This window comes from Halomicrococcus gelatinilyticus (genome assembly GCA_024227995.1).
Classification (GTDB): Archaea; Halobacteriota; Halobacteria; order Halobacteriales; family Haladaptataceae; genus Halomicrococcus; species Halomicrococcus gelatinilyticus.
This window is the reverse complement of the sequence record CP100467.1, coordinates 1-16856: the sequence shown is the minus strand read 5'-3', so window position 1 is coordinate 16856 and position 16856 is coordinate 1. Positions and strand designations below refer to the sequence as shown.

14 protein-coding genes are annotated in these 16856 nt (G+C 65.5%); 8 read left to right on the top strand and 6 right to left on the bottom strand.

Annotation, left to right across the window (positions count from 1 at the left end):
• Positions 1-162 precede the first annotated feature (162 nt).
• The 4 genes from NKT36_RS17330 to NKT36_RS17315 form a co-directional block, all read right to left on the bottom strand.
• On the bottom strand, positions 163-1542 hold the full coding sequence (locus tag NKT36_RS17330; protein ID WP_327053993.1) for an FAD-dependent oxidoreductase: 1380 nt from the start codon (positions 1540-1542) through the stop codon (positions 163-165).
• 120 nt (positions 1543-1662) lie between these two features.
• Entirely contained in the window at positions 1663-2088 is a 426-nt protein-coding gene (locus tag NKT36_RS17325) for a GtrA family protein (protein ID WP_327053992.1), read from the bottom strand.
• Positions 2089-2310: 222 nt separating this feature from the next.
• Positions 2311-3423 carry a pyridoxal-phosphate-dependent aminotransferase family protein gene (locus NKT36_RS17320; RefSeq protein ID WP_327053991.1) on the bottom strand — a complete coding sequence of 371 codons (1113 nt, stop codon included), beginning with the start codon at positions 3421-3423 and terminating at the stop codon, positions 2311-2313.
• A 105-nt stretch (positions 3424-3528) separates the two neighbouring features.
• Positions 3529-4350 carry an IclR family transcriptional regulator gene (locus NKT36_RS17315; protein WP_327053990.1) on the bottom strand — a complete coding sequence of 274 codons (822 nt, stop codon included), beginning with the start codon at positions 4348-4350 and terminating at the stop codon, positions 3529-3531.
• A 629-nt stretch (positions 4351-4979) separates the two neighbouring features.
• Here NKT36_RS17315 and NKT36_RS17310 point away from each other — a divergent pair.
• From NKT36_RS17310 to gfo6, 7 genes are all read left to right on the top strand, one after another.
• Positions 4980-6419: an ABC transporter substrate-binding protein gene (locus NKT36_RS17310; RefSeq protein WP_327053989.1), complete on the top strand. Its 1440-nt coding sequence runs from the start codon at positions 4980-4982 to the stop codon at positions 6417-6419.
• Entirely contained in the window at positions 6419-7372 is a 954-nt protein-coding gene (locus NKT36_RS17305) for an ABC transporter permease (protein WP_327053988.1), read from the top strand. Before NKT36_RS17310 ends, NKT36_RS17305 begins: the two co-directional genes overlap by 1 nt.
• Positions 7365-8285 (top strand): ABC transporter permease, encoded by a 921-nt coding sequence (locus NKT36_RS17300; protein WP_327053987.1) that lies wholly within the window; start codon positions 7365-7367, stop codon positions 8283-8285. Before NKT36_RS17305 ends, NKT36_RS17300 begins: the two co-directional genes overlap by 8 nt.
• Positions 8285-9391: an ABC transporter ATP-binding protein gene (locus NKT36_RS17295; protein ID WP_327053986.1), complete on the top strand. Its 1107-nt coding sequence runs from the start codon at positions 8285-8287 to the stop codon at positions 9389-9391. Before NKT36_RS17300 ends, NKT36_RS17295 begins: the two co-directional genes overlap by 1 nt.
• Positions 9388-10416 carry an ABC transporter ATP-binding protein gene (locus tag NKT36_RS17290; protein ID WP_327053985.1) on the top strand — a complete coding sequence of 343 codons (1029 nt, stop codon included), beginning with the start codon at positions 9388-9390 and terminating at the stop codon, positions 10414-10416. The genes NKT36_RS17295 and NKT36_RS17290 overlap by 4 nt, the downstream gene beginning before the upstream one ends.
• Positions 10417-10749: 333 nt before the next feature.
• Positions 10750-11481, top strand: a complete 732-nt coding sequence (locus NKT36_RS17285) for a sugar phosphate isomerase/epimerase family protein (RefSeq protein ID WP_327053984.1) — start codon at positions 10750-10752, stop codon at positions 11479-11481.
• Positions 11482-11580: 99 nt separating this feature from the next.
• Positions 11581-12666 (top strand): D-xylose 1-dehydrogenase Gfo6, encoded by a 1086-nt coding sequence (gfo6, locus tag NKT36_RS17280; RefSeq protein ID WP_327053983.1) that lies wholly within the window; start codon positions 11581-11583, stop codon positions 12664-12666.
• A 41-nt stretch (positions 12667-12707) separates the two neighbouring features.
• Here gfo6 and NKT36_RS17275 read toward each other — a convergent pair whose 3' ends face one another.
• Complete coding sequence (locus NKT36_RS17275) at positions 12708-14183, bottom strand: aldehyde dehydrogenase family protein (RefSeq protein ID WP_327053982.1); 1476 nt, start codon at positions 14181-14183, stop codon at positions 12708-12710.
• 158 nt (positions 14184-14341) lie between these two features.
• Here NKT36_RS17275 and NKT36_RS17270 point away from each other — a divergent pair, with 158 nt between their 5' ends.
• A complete protein-coding gene (locus tag NKT36_RS17270) occupies positions 14342-15259 on the top strand; it encodes a dihydrodipicolinate synthase family protein (protein ID WP_327053981.1) in 918 nt (305 codons plus the stop codon).
• A gap of 289 nt (positions 15260-15548) precedes the next feature.
• Here the strand turns inward: NKT36_RS17270 and NKT36_RS17265 are convergent, their stop codons facing one another.
• Positions 15549-16664, bottom strand: a complete 1116-nt coding sequence (locus NKT36_RS17265; protein WP_327053980.1) for an ABC transporter substrate-binding protein — start codon at positions 16662-16664, stop codon at positions 15549-15551.
• Positions 16665-16856 lie beyond the last annotated feature (192 nt).

Below are 16856 nucleotides of genomic sequence, written 5' to 3'. Positions count from 1 at the left end.
GAACTTACTGACCGGTCAGTAAAAGGGTTTTGACTAACCAGTCAGTCAGAACCGTGAAGAACCGGTTCATCTAGAAATCCGGGAACGGTCTGCGTTCGCCCGTCGAAGTCCGTTACGGCCGTCGAGAAACGTCCCCAGAAGCGGCTACCCGGGATGACGACGTCAGTCGTCGTCGGCCGGAACGGGGTCGGGGTCGACGTCGTCTTCGGCGCGCGGGAACTGGCCGATGGTGTCCTCGCGGAACGCCTCCTCGTCGAACGAGTAGTCCTCGTCGAAGAACTCGACGAGCGTCTCCGTGTCCTGCATCGCGTTCTTGAGGCTCGTCGAGGCGCCCGGCGACGGGGTGATGTTGAAGATGATGTCGTCGCCGACGAGTTTCGCCTCGCCCATGTCGAGTGACTTGTTCGCGGTGTCGACGATCTGCGGGCGGACGCCGCCGTAGCCCTCGGCACGCTCGATGTCGTCGAGGGTGGCGCTCGGAACGACCTTCTGGACGTGCGGGAGGAACGCCTTGGTTCCAACCTCGGGGAGGTCGTACACGAGGTTCTTGAGGACGTACGGGAGGAGGATGCGGTCGGCCAGGATGTTCCCGTAGCTGAGGAACGAGGCGAGGTTCAGCCCGAACACGTCGAGGAAGTCCCCGATGGTGGAGAACCGGCCGCGTTCGAGCGTCGGGACGAGCTTCGCCGTCGGACCGAACCGCGTGATGGAACCGTCGTGCACGTCCGCGTCCCCGTGGACCGCGGCGAACGGCAGCTTCTTCATCTGGAGCGTGTACACCTTCCCGTTCAGGAAGTCGTCCGCGAGGAAGAAGCTCCCCGCGATGGGGAGCAGGACCATGTCCTCGCCGTAGCCCAGCTCTTTCGCGATCTGGAGGCTGTGCGACCCCGCGGCGACGACGGCGACGTCGCAGTCGAAGCGACCGCCGGAGGTGCCGATGGTGTAGCCGTCCAGGGTCTCGGTGATGTCCTCGACCTCCGTCCCCGTGTAGACGTCCACGCTGGCCTCCTCCTTCGCCTGCTCGACCATCGACTTCGCGGTGGCGCCGTAGTCGACGACGTACCCGTCCGGCGTCTGGAGCGCCAGCAGGTCCTTCGAGGGGTCGCGACCCTCGACGACCTTCGGTTCGAGTTCCGCGATCTCGTCGCGCTCGATCGGACGGAGCTTCGGATACAGGTCGCCGAAGCCCTCCTCGTGGTACCGGTCCTCGAGCTTCTGGACTTCGTCGTCGCCGACGGCGAGCACCATCTTGCTCCGCTTGGAGTGCATCTCCCGGTCGGCGTCGTGGTTCTCGAGGTACCCTGCGAGCATCTCCGCGCCTTCCTTGACCTTCTCGGCCTTCTCGAGCGTGTAGTTGGTCTCGATGTCTCCGAAGTGGAGCGTCTGTGAGTTGTTCGTGTGGTCCGAGTTGATCGCAGCGATCTCGGATTCCTTCTCGAGCAAGGCGATCGATTCGATGTCGGTGAACTTCGCGGTCGTGTAGAGGAGCGACGCACCGCTGATGCCACCGCCGACGATGATGAGGTCGTATTTCCCAGACATGTCGTGGGTAGTCAATCCACCTCAACCGCTGCACTTCACCTGCTTAAATCATGTTTTTTCGCCGCACGGGAGTTCGACGATTGCCACCGTGGATTTCGATGATCGTAGAATAGCCCGGGTTCACTGTCCCCAGGTCCATCGCAGGTCGAGGACGAACCGGTAGAGGCCGCTGACGCCGATGGCGATCGCGTTCGCCACCAGGTACGAGACGTTCCCCCACTCCACGAGGGAGAACAGGACGGAGAGCTGGATCGGCATCGCCGTCCCACGAACGACGTTCGTCTTGAGCAGGCCGACGAGATAGCCGACGGTGCCGGTGTTCTGGACGGCCCGGAAGGTCCAGGCGTTGTTGAGAACGTACGAGAGGACGATCGTGATCTCGATGGCTGTAAAGGCTCCGAGGAGGTAGTGGACGCTGGCCGCGTCGACGAACGCCCACAACAGCAGCATCTGGACGCCAGCAGTGAAGGTACCGACGACCACGAACCGACGAAGCTGGGGTGCGAGCGGACCGCTGTATAGGTTTCGAATGAATGCGCGAACCATCTGTCGATTGTCCCCGGTCTCCCCTGGTTCCGACCCTTCGTCGTCATCGCCTTCAACCTTCCCATCCTCCCGGACGCGGTCCACGGCTCGACGCCGGCTTCCACCGGAGAACGAGGCGTGCGTCCGCCGGAGTCGGAGAGCCTGTCTCCGGTGTCGTCTGACCGCGGAACGAGTGACGGTCCGACCCGGGAGTCCACTCTCCCTCGGAGTATCGAGCGCCGGTTACAGGTCCGCGGCGTCCTCGATGGCGTTGGTCAGGGCCTCGATGCTCTCGACGGTGTGCTCGCCCATGTGGCCGATGCGGAACGTCCGTTCGCCGAGCGTCGACCCGTAGCCGTTCGAGAAGACCATGTCGTACTCCTCCGAGACCGCCTCGATGGTCGCGGCGACGTCGATGTCCTGCGTGTTCTCGATACAGCTCACCGTCTGTGACTCGTAGCCCGCCTCGGCGAAGACGTCGAAGTGTTCCCGGGCCCACTCGCGGGTGTACTCGGCCATCTTCCGGTGGCGCTCGTTGCGCGACTGGTGGCCCTCCTCGAGCATGTGCTTCATCTGCTCGCGGTACGCCAGCATCACGGGGATAGCGGGCGTGGAGTGGGTCTGGCCCTTCCGGTCGTAGTAGTCGAGCGAACGCTGGAAGCCGCCGTACCACGACGCCGACTCCGACGCGACCTCGCGCTCGTACGCGTCGTCGCTGACGACGCACACCGCCAGTCCAGGGGGCATGGCGAACGCCTTCTGCACCGACGTGAAGATGACGTCGATGTCGTGTTCGTCGATGTCGACGTAGTCGCCACCGAGCGCCGAGACGGCGTCGACGACGAAGAGCGTGTCCGGATACTCGGCGACGACGTCACCGATCTCCTCGATGGGGTTCCGGACGCCGGTCGAACTCTCGTTCATCACGCACGTGACGACGTCGTAATCCGTCTCGCTCCGTTCGAGCTTCTCGCGCACGTCTTCGGGCTTGACCGCCTGGCCCCACTCGTACTCGAGCGTGTCGACGCTCTTGCCGAGCCGTTCGGCGACGTTGGCCTGCCGCTCGCTGAAGCTGCCGCAGGTCGTACAGAGGACGTCCTCGTCGACGAGGTTGAGGATCGAACTCTCCATGAACTCGGTCCCCGAGCCGGTGAGGACGACGACGTCGTTGTCCGTGTCGAGGAACTCCTTCGTGTCCTCGACGATGGTCGTGTACAGGTCCGTCATCTGGTCCATGCGGTGGCCGAACATCGGCTCGCACATGGCCTCGATGACGTCCTCGCGTACCTCGGTCGGCCCCGGGATGTACAGCGTCTTCTCCGGATAGTCCTGTTTGTATTCGCGTTTCTGGGTCACGCAATCACCTGATGTGACTCCATTCGCGGTACCGTCTCATGGGATTTTTGGTAGGGTCAAATACGCCAGGTAACTGGCCTCGACGCCACCGGTTCCGTTCGGTCGTCAGCCCCGGAAGTCCGGGAATCCGTCGACGTCAGCGTCCGCGGTGTTGATGTTCACCTCGATGACGTTCGCGGTATCGGTGACCGCATCGACCAACTCCGCCCGATACCCGTCGTCCTGCATGCGATGGGCCGGCCCGGAGACGCTGATCGAACCGAGGACGTCGTCATCCTGACCGAGGATCGGAGCGCCGACGGCCCGTATCCCCTCGATCTCCTCCTCCCTGTTGATCGAGTAGCCGCGCTCTCGCGTTCGTTCGAGTTCCTCGGCGAGTGCAGCGCGGTCGGTGATCGTGTTCGCAGTTCGCCGCGTGAGTCCGTACTCGTCGACGATCCAGTCGACGCGGGATTCGGGCAGGTGGGCGAGTATCGCTTTCCCGGTGGCCGAGAAGTGCAGGTAATCCGGTCGCTGGAGTTTGCTCAACTGATATCTGCTTCCGATGGCCTCCTCGCCTTTCACCTTGTACAGGTCCACGGCGAGCCCGTGCTCCTCCGTCGCGAGGTGGACGTAGCGTCCGGTGTCGTGGGCCAGCCGGGCCAGCTCCTCGCGGCCGTGCTGGTAGATCGTTGCCCGGTCCCGGACCGACCGGCCGATGTGCAAGAACTGGTACGAGAGCCGATACGTGTCACCGTCGCGCACGACGAGTCGGTTCTCCTGGAGGGTGCCCAGATAGTTGTACGTGGAACTTTTCGACAGCCCGAGGGTGTCTGCCAGTTCGGTTATGCCCGCGCCACCCAGTTCTTCCAGCGCCTGGATGATATCGATGGCTCGAGCCACGGTCTTCAGCGTGCGTGGTGACCCAGTCTCGGACTGGTCATCCATACCCCTCGTTGCTATCGGGGACATATTGTTGTTTGCATTTCGTAAACGGGTGCTGGACCGTCTCCCCCGATTTCACCGCCATGGTCCGCCGAAGTGGGACAAAAACCGCCGGACGTGGTCTGCCTTTCCCCACCTACGATGAAACGAACTGGCTGTACGCCATTCACATATGTGGCAGCGGTTGGGCGGGTGTGAGAACGGCTCTTTCCCGGCAATTAGGGATTATGGACCAGTGGAGTGTGATGGCATGTCATTCCGTCAGCCATAATTCGAATATATATTAGTCTGTTAGAAATTGATGGACAAGCATTTGGTTTCAGAATGTAAAACTGGCAGCACAGTTTTGATTCGACATACAATTTTGCACATTTCCGGAATATTTAACTCTCGTGGTTGAGATTGGTCCTTGTATGCGTCGTACCAACGAGCGGGATAAGGACACATCTGAGCAGAAACTTCCGCGGCGACAGTTCCTCGCGGCCTCGGGTGCCGCAGCTGCCGCCGGGCTCGCAGGGTGTTCGAGTGACGACGGTGGGAACGGAGGCGATTCCGACGGGACCGACGACGGAACCGACGGCACGACGGGAGCGCCTGCCCAGTCCCAGCAGGGCGGGAAGTTGATCGCCGGTATGCAGTCGGGGCTCGACGGCCGGGACCCGCACAAGGTGCAGGCAGCCGCGTCGCTCCGCGTCCTCGAGAACGTCTACCAGAAGCTGGTCGCCATCGACGAGGACCTGAAACCGGTCGGCCAGCTCGCGAAGGACTGGTCGGTCAGCGAGGACGACCTGACGTGGACGTTCCAGCTTGAGGAGGGCGTCCAGTTCCACCCGCCGGTGAGCCGCGAACTGACCGCAGCGGACGTGGTGTACTCCTTCGAGCGACTCCTCGACGAGGAGACCGGCTCGCCGTGGCGGTCGAACTTCACGCCGATCGCGAACGTGTCCGCCGACGGTGACTACACCGTCGTCTTCGAGTTCGACGAGCCGTACGCCCCGTTCCTGTACAAGCTCTCCTCGGGCGGATACATCCTGCCGGAGGGCGCCGCCGCCGCGTCCGACTACGACATCTCCAAACAGCCGGTCGGGACCGGCCCGTTCGTGTTCGACGAGAACGTCGCCCAGGCGCGAACGAACGTGACCGCCTTCGAGGACTACTGGGAGACGGACGAGGAAGGGAACGCACTGCCGTACGTCGACGAGGTCGAGTTCAAGATCATCCCGGAGGGACAGGCCAGGCTCACGAACCTCAAGTCGGGGAGCATCGACTGGGCCGTCACCGTCCCGCCCTCGCAGGCGAGTACGCTCGAGGGGAGCCAGTCGGTCACGCTCTCGAACATCCCGGGGACCTTCTACGACTACATCGGCCACAACACGACGAAAGCGCCACTGGACGACGTGAAGCTCCGACAGGCTATCTCGTGGGCGGTGAACCGCGAGGCCGTGGTCAAGGGCGCCAGGTTCGACTACGCGACGCCCACGCAGGACCCGATCCCGCCGTCGTCCGTCTGGAAGGACCTGATCTCCGTCGAGGACCCGTACTCTCAGGACAAGGAGAAAGCCCGGGAACTGCGCAAGGAGTCCAAGTACGGCGGTGAAGAGTTGACCATCCAGGTCGGCCAGCAGTATCCCGCACAGGTCAACATCGCGGAGATCGTCCAGCAGCAGTTGAGCGAGGTCGGTATCGAGGCGACCGTCAAACCCAGCGACTTCGGGACGATGATCGACAACCTCAACGACGGCGCCTACGACCTGGCCATCGTCGGCTGGTCCGGCTTCGTCGACCCGGACGACATGATGTACCTGCAGTTCCACTCCGGCGAGACGTTCAACCAGTCCAACTACTCGAACGACGAGGTCGACGAACTGCTCGAGAAGGGTCGACGGGCCGCCGGGAACCGCGAGAAGCGAGCCCAGCACTACGACGACGCCATCGACATCATCTCCCGGGAGGTGCCGTACACGTTCCTCGAGTTCAACGACGAACTCGCCGCGTGGCGGAACAGCGTCAAGAACTTCACCCACATCTCGACGGGAACGCCCCGGTTCAAGGACGTCTGGCTCGACAAGTAATGGGATACGGAGCATACGTCCTCAAGCGCGTCCTCCTCATCGTCCCGATCCTCTTCGGGGTGAGCGTCATCTCGTTCGGTGCGCTGCACCTCCTGCCTGGCGGGCCGGTCGAGGCCGCGTTCGGGACACGAGCGAACCAGGAACTGGTGTCGCAACTCCGGGCCCAGTACGGCCTGAACAGGCCGCTGTACGTCCAGTACCTCGACTGGATGTCGGGCATCGTCTTCGAGTTCGACTTCGGCCAGTCGATCCGGACGGAGCGGGACATCTCCCAGCTACTGGCGACGAGCCTGCCGGTCACCATCTGGGTGGCGACGGCGGGCGCGCTCGTGAGCGTCCTCATCGGCATCCCGGCGGGCATCGTCAGCGCCGTGCACCACTACGAACCCGAGGACTACGTCGCGACGTTCCTCGCGTTCCTCGGCCTCTCGATCCCGAACTTCTTCCTCGGGCTGGTGTTGATCATGGTGTTCTCGCTCTACCTCGGACTGTTCCCGTCGTCGGGGTTCGTCAGCCCGCTGGACGACCCCGTCGCGGGGATCAGACATCTCGTCCTTCCGGCGTTGACGGTCGGGACGGCGATCAGCGCGGTCGTCATGCGGATGATGCGCTCGTCGCTGCTGGAGGTGTTCTCCGAGGAGTACATCAAGACCGCCCGTGCGAAGGGATTGACCCGGGCGCTCATCACGAACAAACACGCGGTCAAGAACGCCCTCATCCCGACCGTCACGGTCATCGGGCTGAACTTCGGGTACCTGCTCGGCGGCGTCGTCATCGTCGAGCAGATATTCGCCATCCCCGGGCTCGGCCGGCTGACCCTGACGGCGATCACGACCCGCGAGTACCGCGTCCTGCAGGCGTCGCTGCTGGTCATCGCGTTCCTGTTCGCGGTCGTGAACCTCGCGACGGACCTCGTGTACGCGTATCTCGACCCACGGATCAAGTATGACTGAGTCTAACACGGACACGGCAGATCGGACCGCCGACGGACGCCCGCTCCCGGGCGCTGCCGCGATGGAGACCGCACGACGGGTGTTCACCGAGAGCCGCCTCGCGATGGTCGGTCTGCTCATCACCGCGGTCGTCATCGTCGTGGCGGTCTTCGCACCGGTCATCGCACCCTACGACCCGACGGCGCAGAACATCGCGGAGGAACAGTTGCTCGCCCCCAGTCTCGAACATCCGATGGGAACCGACCAGCTGGGCCGGGACATCTTATCCCGCGTGCTGTACGGTGCCCAGCTGAGTCTGAAGGTCGGCATCATCGCCGTCGGCGTGGCGATGGCCGCCGGCGTCCCTCTCGGGCTCGTGGCCGGGTTCTACAGCGGCTACACCGACGAACTGATCATGCGAGGCATGGACGTCGTGTTCTCGTTCCCGGCCATCCTGCTCGCCATCGCGATGGTCGCCATCCTGGGCCAGTCGATGGTGAACGTGATGCTGGCGATCGGTATCACGTACACGCCGGTGTTCGCCCGAGTGACGCGGTCCGGGGTGCTCTCGGTCCGCGAGGAGACGTTCGTCGACGCGGCCCGGGCGATCGGCGACACCAACCGGAACATCATCGTGCGCGACATCCTCCCGAACGTCGTCGCGCCGATCATCGTCCAGGCGACGGTGAGCCTCGCGTTCGCCATCCTGGCCGAGAGTGCCCTGTCCTTCCTGGGACTGGGTACCCCGCCGCCGGCACCGTCGTGGGGACGGATGCTGTCGGACTCCCGGAACTTCATGCAGTCCGCACCGTGGACTGCCGTCTTCCCGGGGCTGTCCATCATGATAACCATCCTCGGGTTCAACTTCCTCGGGGATGGGCTCCGTGACACGCTGGACCCGCAGAACGACACCGAGTCCGGGGGGAGCATCTGATGACGCTGCTCGACGTGACCGGGCTCTCGACGGAGTTCCGGACAGACGACGGCGTCGTCCAGGCTGTCGACGGCGTCGACCTCAGCATCGAACCGGGCGAGACGGTCGGCATCGTCGGCGAGTCCGGCAGCGGCAAATCGGTCACCGCACTCTCGCTGCTCGGACTCGTCGACTCGCCGGGACACGTCACCGACGGAACGGTCGAGTTCGACGGCGAGGACCTCCGCGCGGCGTCCGAAAGCCGGCTCCAGGAGATCCGCGGCAACGATATCGGGATGGTGTTCCAGGACCCGATGGAGAGTCTCAACCCGGTGTTGACCGTCGGCGAGCAGATCGCCGAGGCCGCACGGGCCCACGGGCTCTTCGAGGACGAGGGGATCGACTGGCTCGAGGAGAGCCTGCTCGGGAACTTCGTCCCGCGACGGAGTACGCGGAAGCGGTATCCGGAGTCGTGGGAGCACGCCGTCGAGATGATGCGGCAGGTCGGAATCCCGGAACCCGAACAGCGGGCCACCGAGTACCCCCACCAGTTCTCCGGCGGGATGCAGCAGCGGGCCATGATCGCGATGGCGCTCGCCTGCGAACCGGACCTGCTCATCGCCGACGAGCCGACGACCGCGCTCGACGTGACCATCGAGGCACAGATTCTCGAACGACTCGACCAGCTCCAGGCCGAGCGGGAGATGGGCGTGCTCCTCATCACCCACGACCTCGGCGTCGTCGTCGAGACGTGCGACCGGGTCGCGGTGATGTACGCCGGCCAGATCGTCGAGAAAGGGACCGTCGAGGACGTGTTCCGCGACCCCGCTCATCCGTACACGCGCCGTCTGCTCGGGGCGATCCCGGACGTCCGGCAGGGCGAGGAGCGTCTCCAGGCCATCGAGGGGAACGTTCCGGACCTGATCGACATGCCCGACGCCTGCCACTTCGCACCGCGCTGTCCCCACGCCCACGACGCGTGCGAGGAGGGCGTCCCCGACCAGTACGAACCCGCTCCGGGACACGAGGCACGGTGCATCCTCCATCGCGACTCGTCTGACCTCCCGTGGAACGAGGGTCAGGACGACCCGGACGGACGGGCCGTGACCGACGGAGGTGACCGATGACCGACGACCCGCTCGTCGAGACGCGCGACGTCGCCAAACACTTCCCGGTCGAATCGGGGCTCCTCAGCCGGTTGCTCTCCCGCGAGGAGCAGTGGGTGCGTGCGGTCGACGGCGTCGACCTCAGCATCGCACCGGGCGAGACGCTCGGCCTCGTCGGCGAGTCCGGCTGTGGCAAGTCGACCCTCGGCGAGACCATCCTTGGACTCCTCGAACCGACGGACGGGGAAGTGTGGTACGACGGGGAACGGATCGACGATGCGTCGAAGACGCGGATGCGGGAACTCCGTAAGGAGATCCAGGTCATCTTCCAGGACCCGAGCGCTAGCCTGAACCCGCGCCGTCGGATACGGGACATCGTCCGTCGTCCGCTGGAGGTGCACGACATCGGCGACTCCCGTGCGGAACGGAACCGGCGCGTCGAGGAACTCATCGAGCGGGTCGGCCTCTCCGCCGACCAGCTCGACCGGTTCCCGCACGAGTTCTCCGGCGGGCAGCAACAGCGCGTCGCCATCGCCCGGGCGCTCGCCGTCGAACCGGAGTTCGTCGTCGCCGACGAGCCGACGTCGGCGCTCGACGTCTCCGTCCAGGCGCAGATCCTGAACCTGCTCGACGAGCTTCAGGACGAGTTCGGGCTCACGTTCCTCTTCATCACCCACGACCTGTCCGTCGTGCGCTACTTCTGCGACCGGGTCGCGGTGATGTACCTCGGCGAGATAATGGAGCGCGGGACGACGGAGGAGATCTTCGAACACCACCAGCACCCCTACACCGACGCCCTGCTGAAGGCCATCCCGTCGACTGACCTCGACGACCGGGGCGAACGAGCGGTCCTCGAGGGCGACGTACCGTCGCCGATCGATCCGCCGTCGGGCTGCAAGTTCCGCACGCGGTGTCCGGTCGCCGAGGAAGCGTGCGCCGAACCAGTCGAGGAGCAGACGTTCTCCGAGACGCAGGTCGTCCACTGCTGGAAGCGGTCGCCGACCGAACACGCCAGCAGTTCGTCCCCCGTCCAGGACGGGGACTGAGTTCCCCCGACTCTTCTCGAAGACTGGCGTCGACGGACGAACCTCACGAGTCGCGTCGGAGTTCCGGTGACGCCGAGGAGCGGAACGCGTCTACGGCACTGCGAGCGGTGGGAGGTCGGGACGCTTCTCGCCCCGCCGACCGAGATTCGCACGGCGAACCAGCGATGGAGCAATGCAAAGAGATATATGAGCGTAAGGACTACATTATAGACGAGTCACTACTATATAGTTTAATCTTGTCACCCCGGACTCATCACCGGACAGGGTACAGGCACGATTGGAGACCCCTCCCGCGACAGCAACGCCTTCGTCACTGGCCCGACGAGTACGACCATGACACGACACGCGATCCAGCTGTACTCCCTGCGAACGGTCGAACGACCGCTCGAAGACCTGATCGTCGCCGCGAGCGAAGCGGGATTCGAAGCCGTCGAGTACGCGACCCGGATCCGTGACGCCGACACCGGGGCCGTCGTCGAGGCGCTCGACGAGACGGGGATGGAGTCGGTCGCCGCACACGTCGCGTTCGACGAACTGAACGACGACCCCGGAGAGACCGTCTCGTTCTACCGGACGCTCGGCTGTGACCGACTCGTGATTCCGTGGCTGGACGAGGACCACTTCGAGAACGAGGACGCCATCGAGGAGACGGCACATCGGCTCACGTCACTCGCGGAGCGGGTGTCGGACCACGGCGCAGCACTAGGGTACCACAACCACGTCCACGAGTTCCGTGACGTCGGCGGCCGCCCCGCATTCGACCGGTTCGCCGCCGCGTCGGGCGAACCGCTGGAACTGGAGGTCGACCTGGGCTGGGCCGCGGCGGCGGGGGCCGACCCCGTCCGGTTCCTGGACCGCTGGCACGACCGTATCCCGCTCGTCCACGTCTCGGATGCCGACCAGACGAGGACGCCCACCGAGGTCGGCGACGGCGTGCTCGACGTCGAAGCGTGCGCGGCGGCGGTCCGGCGCAACGACGTCGAGTGGGCCATCTACGAACACGACGAGCCGGTGTCCCCGCTCGAATCGATGGTCCACGGTACCGAGGTACTGGAGGGGTTCTGAGCGCCCCGGCGAGCACCACTGTGGGCGTCAAGCACCGATTTCGACCACGAGGGACGAGTCGGGGGTGCGTTTAATACGCATGCCACAGTGTAGCAGGGTATGGATCTCGACTCGCTCTTCGACGAGAGCTGTGCGCGCGACTGGGAGACGGTCGACCCGGAGTCGACGCCACCGGTCAGGTTCGCGGTGGTCGGGCTCGGCTGGTTCACGAGGGGGCGCGCCCTGCCCGCCCTGGAGGCGAGCGACCGCTGTGAGCCCACGGTGATGGTGAGCAGCACGAGCGAGAAGGCCGAGCGCGTTGCGAGGGAGACGGACGGCGCGGCCGACGGCGTCACGTACGACGAGTTCCACGACGGGGCGGCCCGCGAGGAGTACGACGCCGTCTACGTCTGCACGCCCAACGCGCTCCACCTCGACCACGCGGAGACGGCGGCGACCTACGGGAAGGACGTCCTCTGCGAGAAGCCGATGGAGCGCGACAGCGCCCGCGCCCGCGCGCTCGTCGAGACGTGCGAATCGGCCGGCGTCGACCTGATGATCGCCTACCGGATGCACACCGAACCCGCGGTCCGGCGGGCGCGCCAGCTCCTCGAAGCGGGCTACGTCGGCGAACCGATGGAGGTCAGGGGGGACATGTCCCAGCGCCTGCTCGACCGCGTCAACCCGGACCCCGACCAGTGGCGGCTCGACGAGGAACTCGCGGGCGGCGGCGCGCTGTTCGACATCGGCATCTACCCGCTCAACACGGCACGGTTCCTCCTGGACGCGGACCCGGTCGCCGTCTCGGGACGGACGACGAGCACGCACGACGCCTTCGACGACGTCGACGAGACGGTGTCGTTCACCCTGGAGTTCCCCGACGACGTGTCCGCCTCCTGCTACGCCAGCCACAACGCCCGCCAGTCCAGCGCCATCACGGTCACCGGCACCGAGGGACAGGTGCGCGTCGAACCCGCGTTCTTCCAGGACCAGACGCGCGAGCTTCACGTCTCCCGCGGCGACGGCCGGGCGTCCGTCGAACTCTCGCGGGTCGACCAGATGCGCGAGGAGTTCGACTACTTCGCCGACCGCGTCCGCGGCGACGCCGAGATTCTTCCCGACGGCGAGCACGGGCTCGTGGACGTGATGACGATGGAAGCCGTCTACGAGGCGGCGGCCGACCGCACCTGGGTCGCCGTCGAGTAACCCGTGACCGACGACTGCGGCAGGAGCACACGCGCCAGCTGTCAGGCGTTGAACCCCTGGTGGAACCCGACGAGCTTCTCGCGCGAGAAGTGGTCGAGCGCGTACTTGATGCCCTCCTTGCCGACGCCGGAGTCCTTGAACCCGCCGTATGGCATGTGGTCGGCGCGGAAGCCGGAGACGGTGTTGACGTTGACGCCGCCGGCGTCGATCTCGTCGGCGGCGCGCTTCGCGCGGTCCATGTCCTGGGTGAACAGGCCGGCTTCGAGGCCGTAGTTGGTGTTGTTGGCCTCCTCGATTGCCTCGTCGAAGTCGCTCACCGAGATGACGGGCACGAGCGGGCCGAACGTCTCCTCGCGCGCCGCGGGCATGTCGGGCGTCACGTCGGAGAGGACGGTCGGTTCGAAGACGCGCTCGCCGAGGTCGCCGCCGTAGCTCCCGCCACACTCGACGGTCGCGCCCCGGTCGACGGTCGCCTCGAACAGGTCGACGACGGTCTCGAACTGGTCGTCGTCGACCATCGCGGCCACGTCCGTCGCCTCGTCGAAGGGGTCGCCGACGGTCAGCGACTCCGCGGCGTCGACCATCGCGTCGACGAGTTCGTCTTCGATCGTCTCGTGGACCAGGACGCGTTCGACGCTGTTGCAGACCTGGCCGGCGTTCGAACACGCCCCGCCGACGACCCGCTCCGCGACTTCCTCGACGTCGGTGTCGTCCCAGACGATGGTCGGGTCGTTGCCGCCGAGCTCGAGCGTGAGCTCCGTCATACCGCTGTTGTTCGCGAGGTACTTGCCGACGTCCGTCGACCCCGTGAACGAGATGACCTCGACGGCCTCGTGGTCGAGGAGGACGTCGCCGGCGGTCGACCCGCTCCCCGTCACGACGTTCACGAGGCCGTCCGGCGCGTCGACCTCCGCGGCGGCGTCGACCAGGCACTCGAAGAGCAGGATGGCGCTCAGCGGCGTGTTCGTCGCGGGCTTGCCGACGACGGCGTTGCCGGCGGCGAGCGCGGGGCCGACCTTGTGGACCATGAGGTTCAGCGGGAAGTTGAACGGCGTGATCGCGCCGACGACGCCGAGCGGCTCGCGCTGCGTGAAACAGTGGTCCTTTGCGAACCCCTTCTGGGCGTCCATCGGGACGTACTCGCCGAACATCCGCTTTGCCTCCTCGCCGGAGAGCTGCAGCGTCTGGACGGCGCGGTCGACCTCCGTCCGCGCCTCGCCGATGGGCTTGCCCTGCTCGCTCGTGACGACCCGCGCCACCTCATCGGCGCGGTCTTCGAGGGCGTCCGCGGCGGCTGAGAGCAGTTCGTACCGCTCGTAGGCCGAGAGGTCCGACTCCACGTACGCGCGGTCGGCGGCCTCGACGGCCTCGACGACCTGTTCAGCGTTCGCTAGCGGCACGGACCCGACGGTCGACCCGTCGTACGGATGGACGACGTCCGTCCGGTCGTCGCCGTCGACCCATTCGCCATCGATGCGCATCTGCTTGTCGAGACGGCTGGCTACGTCCAGGCTCATGGTGTAGTGGTCGGCCATCCGCCCGATAAGTGTTGTGCCGCGATACCACATTGCGTACAGCTATCACGACGCCTTCGACTCCGGTCGAATCCGTCCCGGTAACGGGCCGATTCGCTGTGTGCTACCGCATCCCAAATTATAAACGGGTGCTGACCGAGATGAGAGGCATGCACCTTTCGGGGACAGTCGTTCCCATGGCGACGCCTACCGTCGGCGGGAGCGGGGACGTAGACGTGCCCACGCTCGAACGGTTCACGGAGTCGCTCCTCGACGCCGGCGTGCACGGTCTCTTCCCGGGCAGTTCCATCGGCGAGTTCTCCAGTCTGACGCCTGAGCAGAACCGGACCGTGGTCGCGACCGTCACGGGGACCGCAGACGATGACACCACCGTGTTCGCGGGCTGCGGCGACACGAGCGTCGAGGGCGTCGTCGACAACGCCAGCGCGGCAGCGGCGGCGGACGCCGACGTCGCCGTCGTCGTCGCACCGTACTACCTGAACACGACGCAGGAGGGACTGGAAGCCTTCTTCACGAGGGTCGCCGACCGCTCGCCGCTCCCGCTCGTCCTGTACAACATCCCACCGCTGACCGGGAACGCCATCGGACTCGACACCGTCGAGACGCTCGCCGCCCACGAGGGGGTCGTCGGCCTCAAGGACACCTCCGGCGACCTCACGTACCACCATCGGCTCGTACGGCGGACCGACGACGAGTTCGCCGTGTTCCAGGGCGCGACGGAGCTCGCCGCCGCGTCGCTCGACCTCGGCGCCGACGGCATCATCGCCGGTCCCGCGAACGTGTTCCCGGGACACCTGGCGCGTCTCTACGAGGCCCACGCGGCGGACGACCACGACGCCGTCGCTCGCCTCATGGAACACGTCGTCGCGCCGATGGTCAGCGCGACGGCCGACGTTCCGAGCGCGCCGGCCATCAAACACCTCGTCGCCGTCGACGGAACGAACATCGGCGACGCGCTGCCGCCGCTCCCGACGCTCTCGGACGCCGAACGCGACCGCCTGGAGCGGGCCTACGGGAGCGTCGTTGAGGCCATCGAGGACGGTCCGGTCACGCAGTAGCTATCCTGGGACGGGGTATCCGTTCACCGCAGGAGAGTCGGCGGTCTGCATCGCACCTCGCCGTCTGCATCGCGCTCCCCGTCCGCACCCATCCCCCACGACCGTCGTCCGCTGCCGTCGTCGGCGACTGGCGTTCGACCCCGGCGGTGCTGTCGGTGTTCGCGTTCGTTGCCGGTGTTCGCGTTCGTCGCTGTCGACGCTGACGTCCTCCGCTGGCGTTCACCGCGTCTCCCAACGGCAGGAGAGGACTACGGGACCGAGGTCCGGGCGACCGCGTCACCTGTGTTCGTCACGCGTTGTTGACCTGGCTGTCGATCTGGCTCTGGGCGTCGTCGAGCGCCTTCTTCGGCGACTTGCTCTGGACCAGCGCCTTGTTGCACTCCGTGAAGACGATGTTCGAGAACGTCGAGTACTTCGGCGTCGCGGGTCGGGCGCTCGTCTGCTCGACGATGTTCTTGAACACCTCGAGGTGCTCGGCCTGGTCGAGGTACTCGTCCTGGTAGAGTTCCTGCATGACCGGCAGGCGACTGTGTTCGAGCGCCATGTTCTCCTGGGCCTCCTTCGAGGCCATGAAGTTGGCGAACTTCTGGGCTGCGCCCTTGTTCTGCGAGAACTTGCTGATGAAGACGTTCCAGCCGCCGAGACAGGAGTTGTTCGCGTCCTGGTTCCCCTCGGCCTTCGGCATGGGGGCGACCGCGAACTTGTCCTTGACGGGCGACCCGTCCTCGTTCATCAGCGCGTAGGCGTACGGCCAGTTGCGCATGAAGACGGTGTTCCCCTGCTGGAACGTCTTGCGGTTCTGGTCGGTGCTGGACGAGGGGACCGACTCCGGGGTCACGTTGTGCTCGTGGATGAGGTCGACGGCGTGGGAGAGCGCGTCGACGCCCTTCTGGGTGTTCACCGTGAGATTGCCGTCCTTCCGGACGCCGCCGCCCATCCCCCACAGCCAGTTGAGCCACATGATGGTCAACCCCTCGTTGGCGCCGCCCTGCCAGATGTAGCCGTTGAGGTCCTCGTCGCTGTTGTTCTTCACCTCCTGTGCCATGTTGACGAGTTCCATGTACGTCTTCGGCGGTTCGTCGAAGCCAGCGTCTTCCAGGAGGTCGGTGCGGTAGTACAGCGCGTTCGCGTCGGTGTGTATCGGCATCCCGTAGAGTGTCCCATCGATGGTGACGGAGTCGACGGGCGTCTTCAACATCTCGTCGGTGAGCCCCTGCGGGTCGTTCACCTCGGCGGCCCAGCCGTTCTTCGCGAACTCCGCCGGCCAGACGACGTCCATGTTGCCGGCGTCGAACGCCGACGACTGGGAGATGAACTGGTTGACGTAGTACTTGCGCGTCGACGCTGATTCGGCCGGCGTCTTCTGCGAGTTGACCGTGACGCTGTTGGACTGCTCGTTGAACATCGGCAACAGGTCCTTGGCGTCCGCGCTGAAGTAGCCGGGATAGATGTACTTTATCGGCGTCTTGTTGCCACCGCCTCCACCGCCACCGCCGTTGCCCGTCGTGGTCGTTGTGCCGTCCTGATTGTTGGCACCACTGCATCCTGCGAGCAGGGCCGTGCCGCCAGCAGCGATTCCTTTGAGTAACTGACGCCT

What these genes read in the sequence shown, in the direction of transcription:
- NKT36_RS17330 (WP_327053993.1), bottom strand. Translation starts at nt 1,542, where the DNA reads ATGTCTGGGAAATACGACCTCATCATCGTCGGCGGTGGCATCAGCGGT.
- NKT36_RS17325 (WP_327053992.1), bottom strand. Translation starts at nt 2,088, where the DNA reads ATGGTTCGCGCATTCATTCGAAACCTATACAGCGGTCCGCTCGCACCC.
- NKT36_RS17315 (WP_327053990.1), bottom strand. Translation starts at nt 4,350, where the DNA reads ATGGATGACCAGTCCGAGACTGGGTCACCACGCACGCTGAAGACCGTG.
- NKT36_RS17310 (WP_327053989.1), top strand. Translation starts at nt 4,980, where the DNA reads ATGCAGTCGGGGCTCGACGGCCGGGACCCGCACAAGGTGCAGGCAGCC.
- NKT36_RS17305 (WP_327053988.1), top strand. Translation starts at nt 6,419, where the DNA reads ATGGGATACGGAGCATACGTCCTCAAGCGCGTCCTCCTCATCGTCCCG.
- NKT36_RS17300 (WP_327053987.1), top strand. Translation starts at nt 7,365, where the DNA reads ATGACTGAGTCTAACACGGACACGGCAGATCGGACCGCCGACGGACGC.
- NKT36_RS17295 (WP_327053986.1), top strand. Translation starts at nt 8,285, where the DNA reads ATGACGCTGCTCGACGTGACCGGGCTCTCGACGGAGTTCCGGACAGAC.
- NKT36_RS17290 (WP_327053985.1), top strand. Translation starts at nt 9,388, where the DNA reads ATGACCGACGACCCGCTCGTCGAGACGCGCGACGTCGCCAAACACTTC.
- NKT36_RS17285 (WP_327053984.1), top strand. Translation starts at nt 10,750, where the DNA reads ATGACACGACACGCGATCCAGCTGTACTCCCTGCGAACGGTCGAACGA.
- gfo6 (WP_327053983.1), top strand. Translation starts at nt 11,581, where the DNA reads ATGGATCTCGACTCGCTCTTCGACGAGAGCTGTGCGCGCGACTGGGAG.
- NKT36_RS17275 (WP_327053982.1), bottom strand. Translation starts at nt 14,183, where the DNA reads ATGAGCCTGGACGTAGCCAGCCGTCTCGACAAGCAGATGCGCATCGAT.
- NKT36_RS17270 (WP_327053981.1), top strand. Translation starts at nt 14,342, where the DNA reads ATGAGAGGCATGCACCTTTCGGGGACAGTCGTTCCCATGGCGACGCCT.
- NKT36_RS17265 (WP_327053980.1), bottom strand. Translation starts at nt 16,664, where the DNA reads ATGTTCAACGAGCAGTCCAACAGCGTCACGGTCAACTCGCAGAAGACG.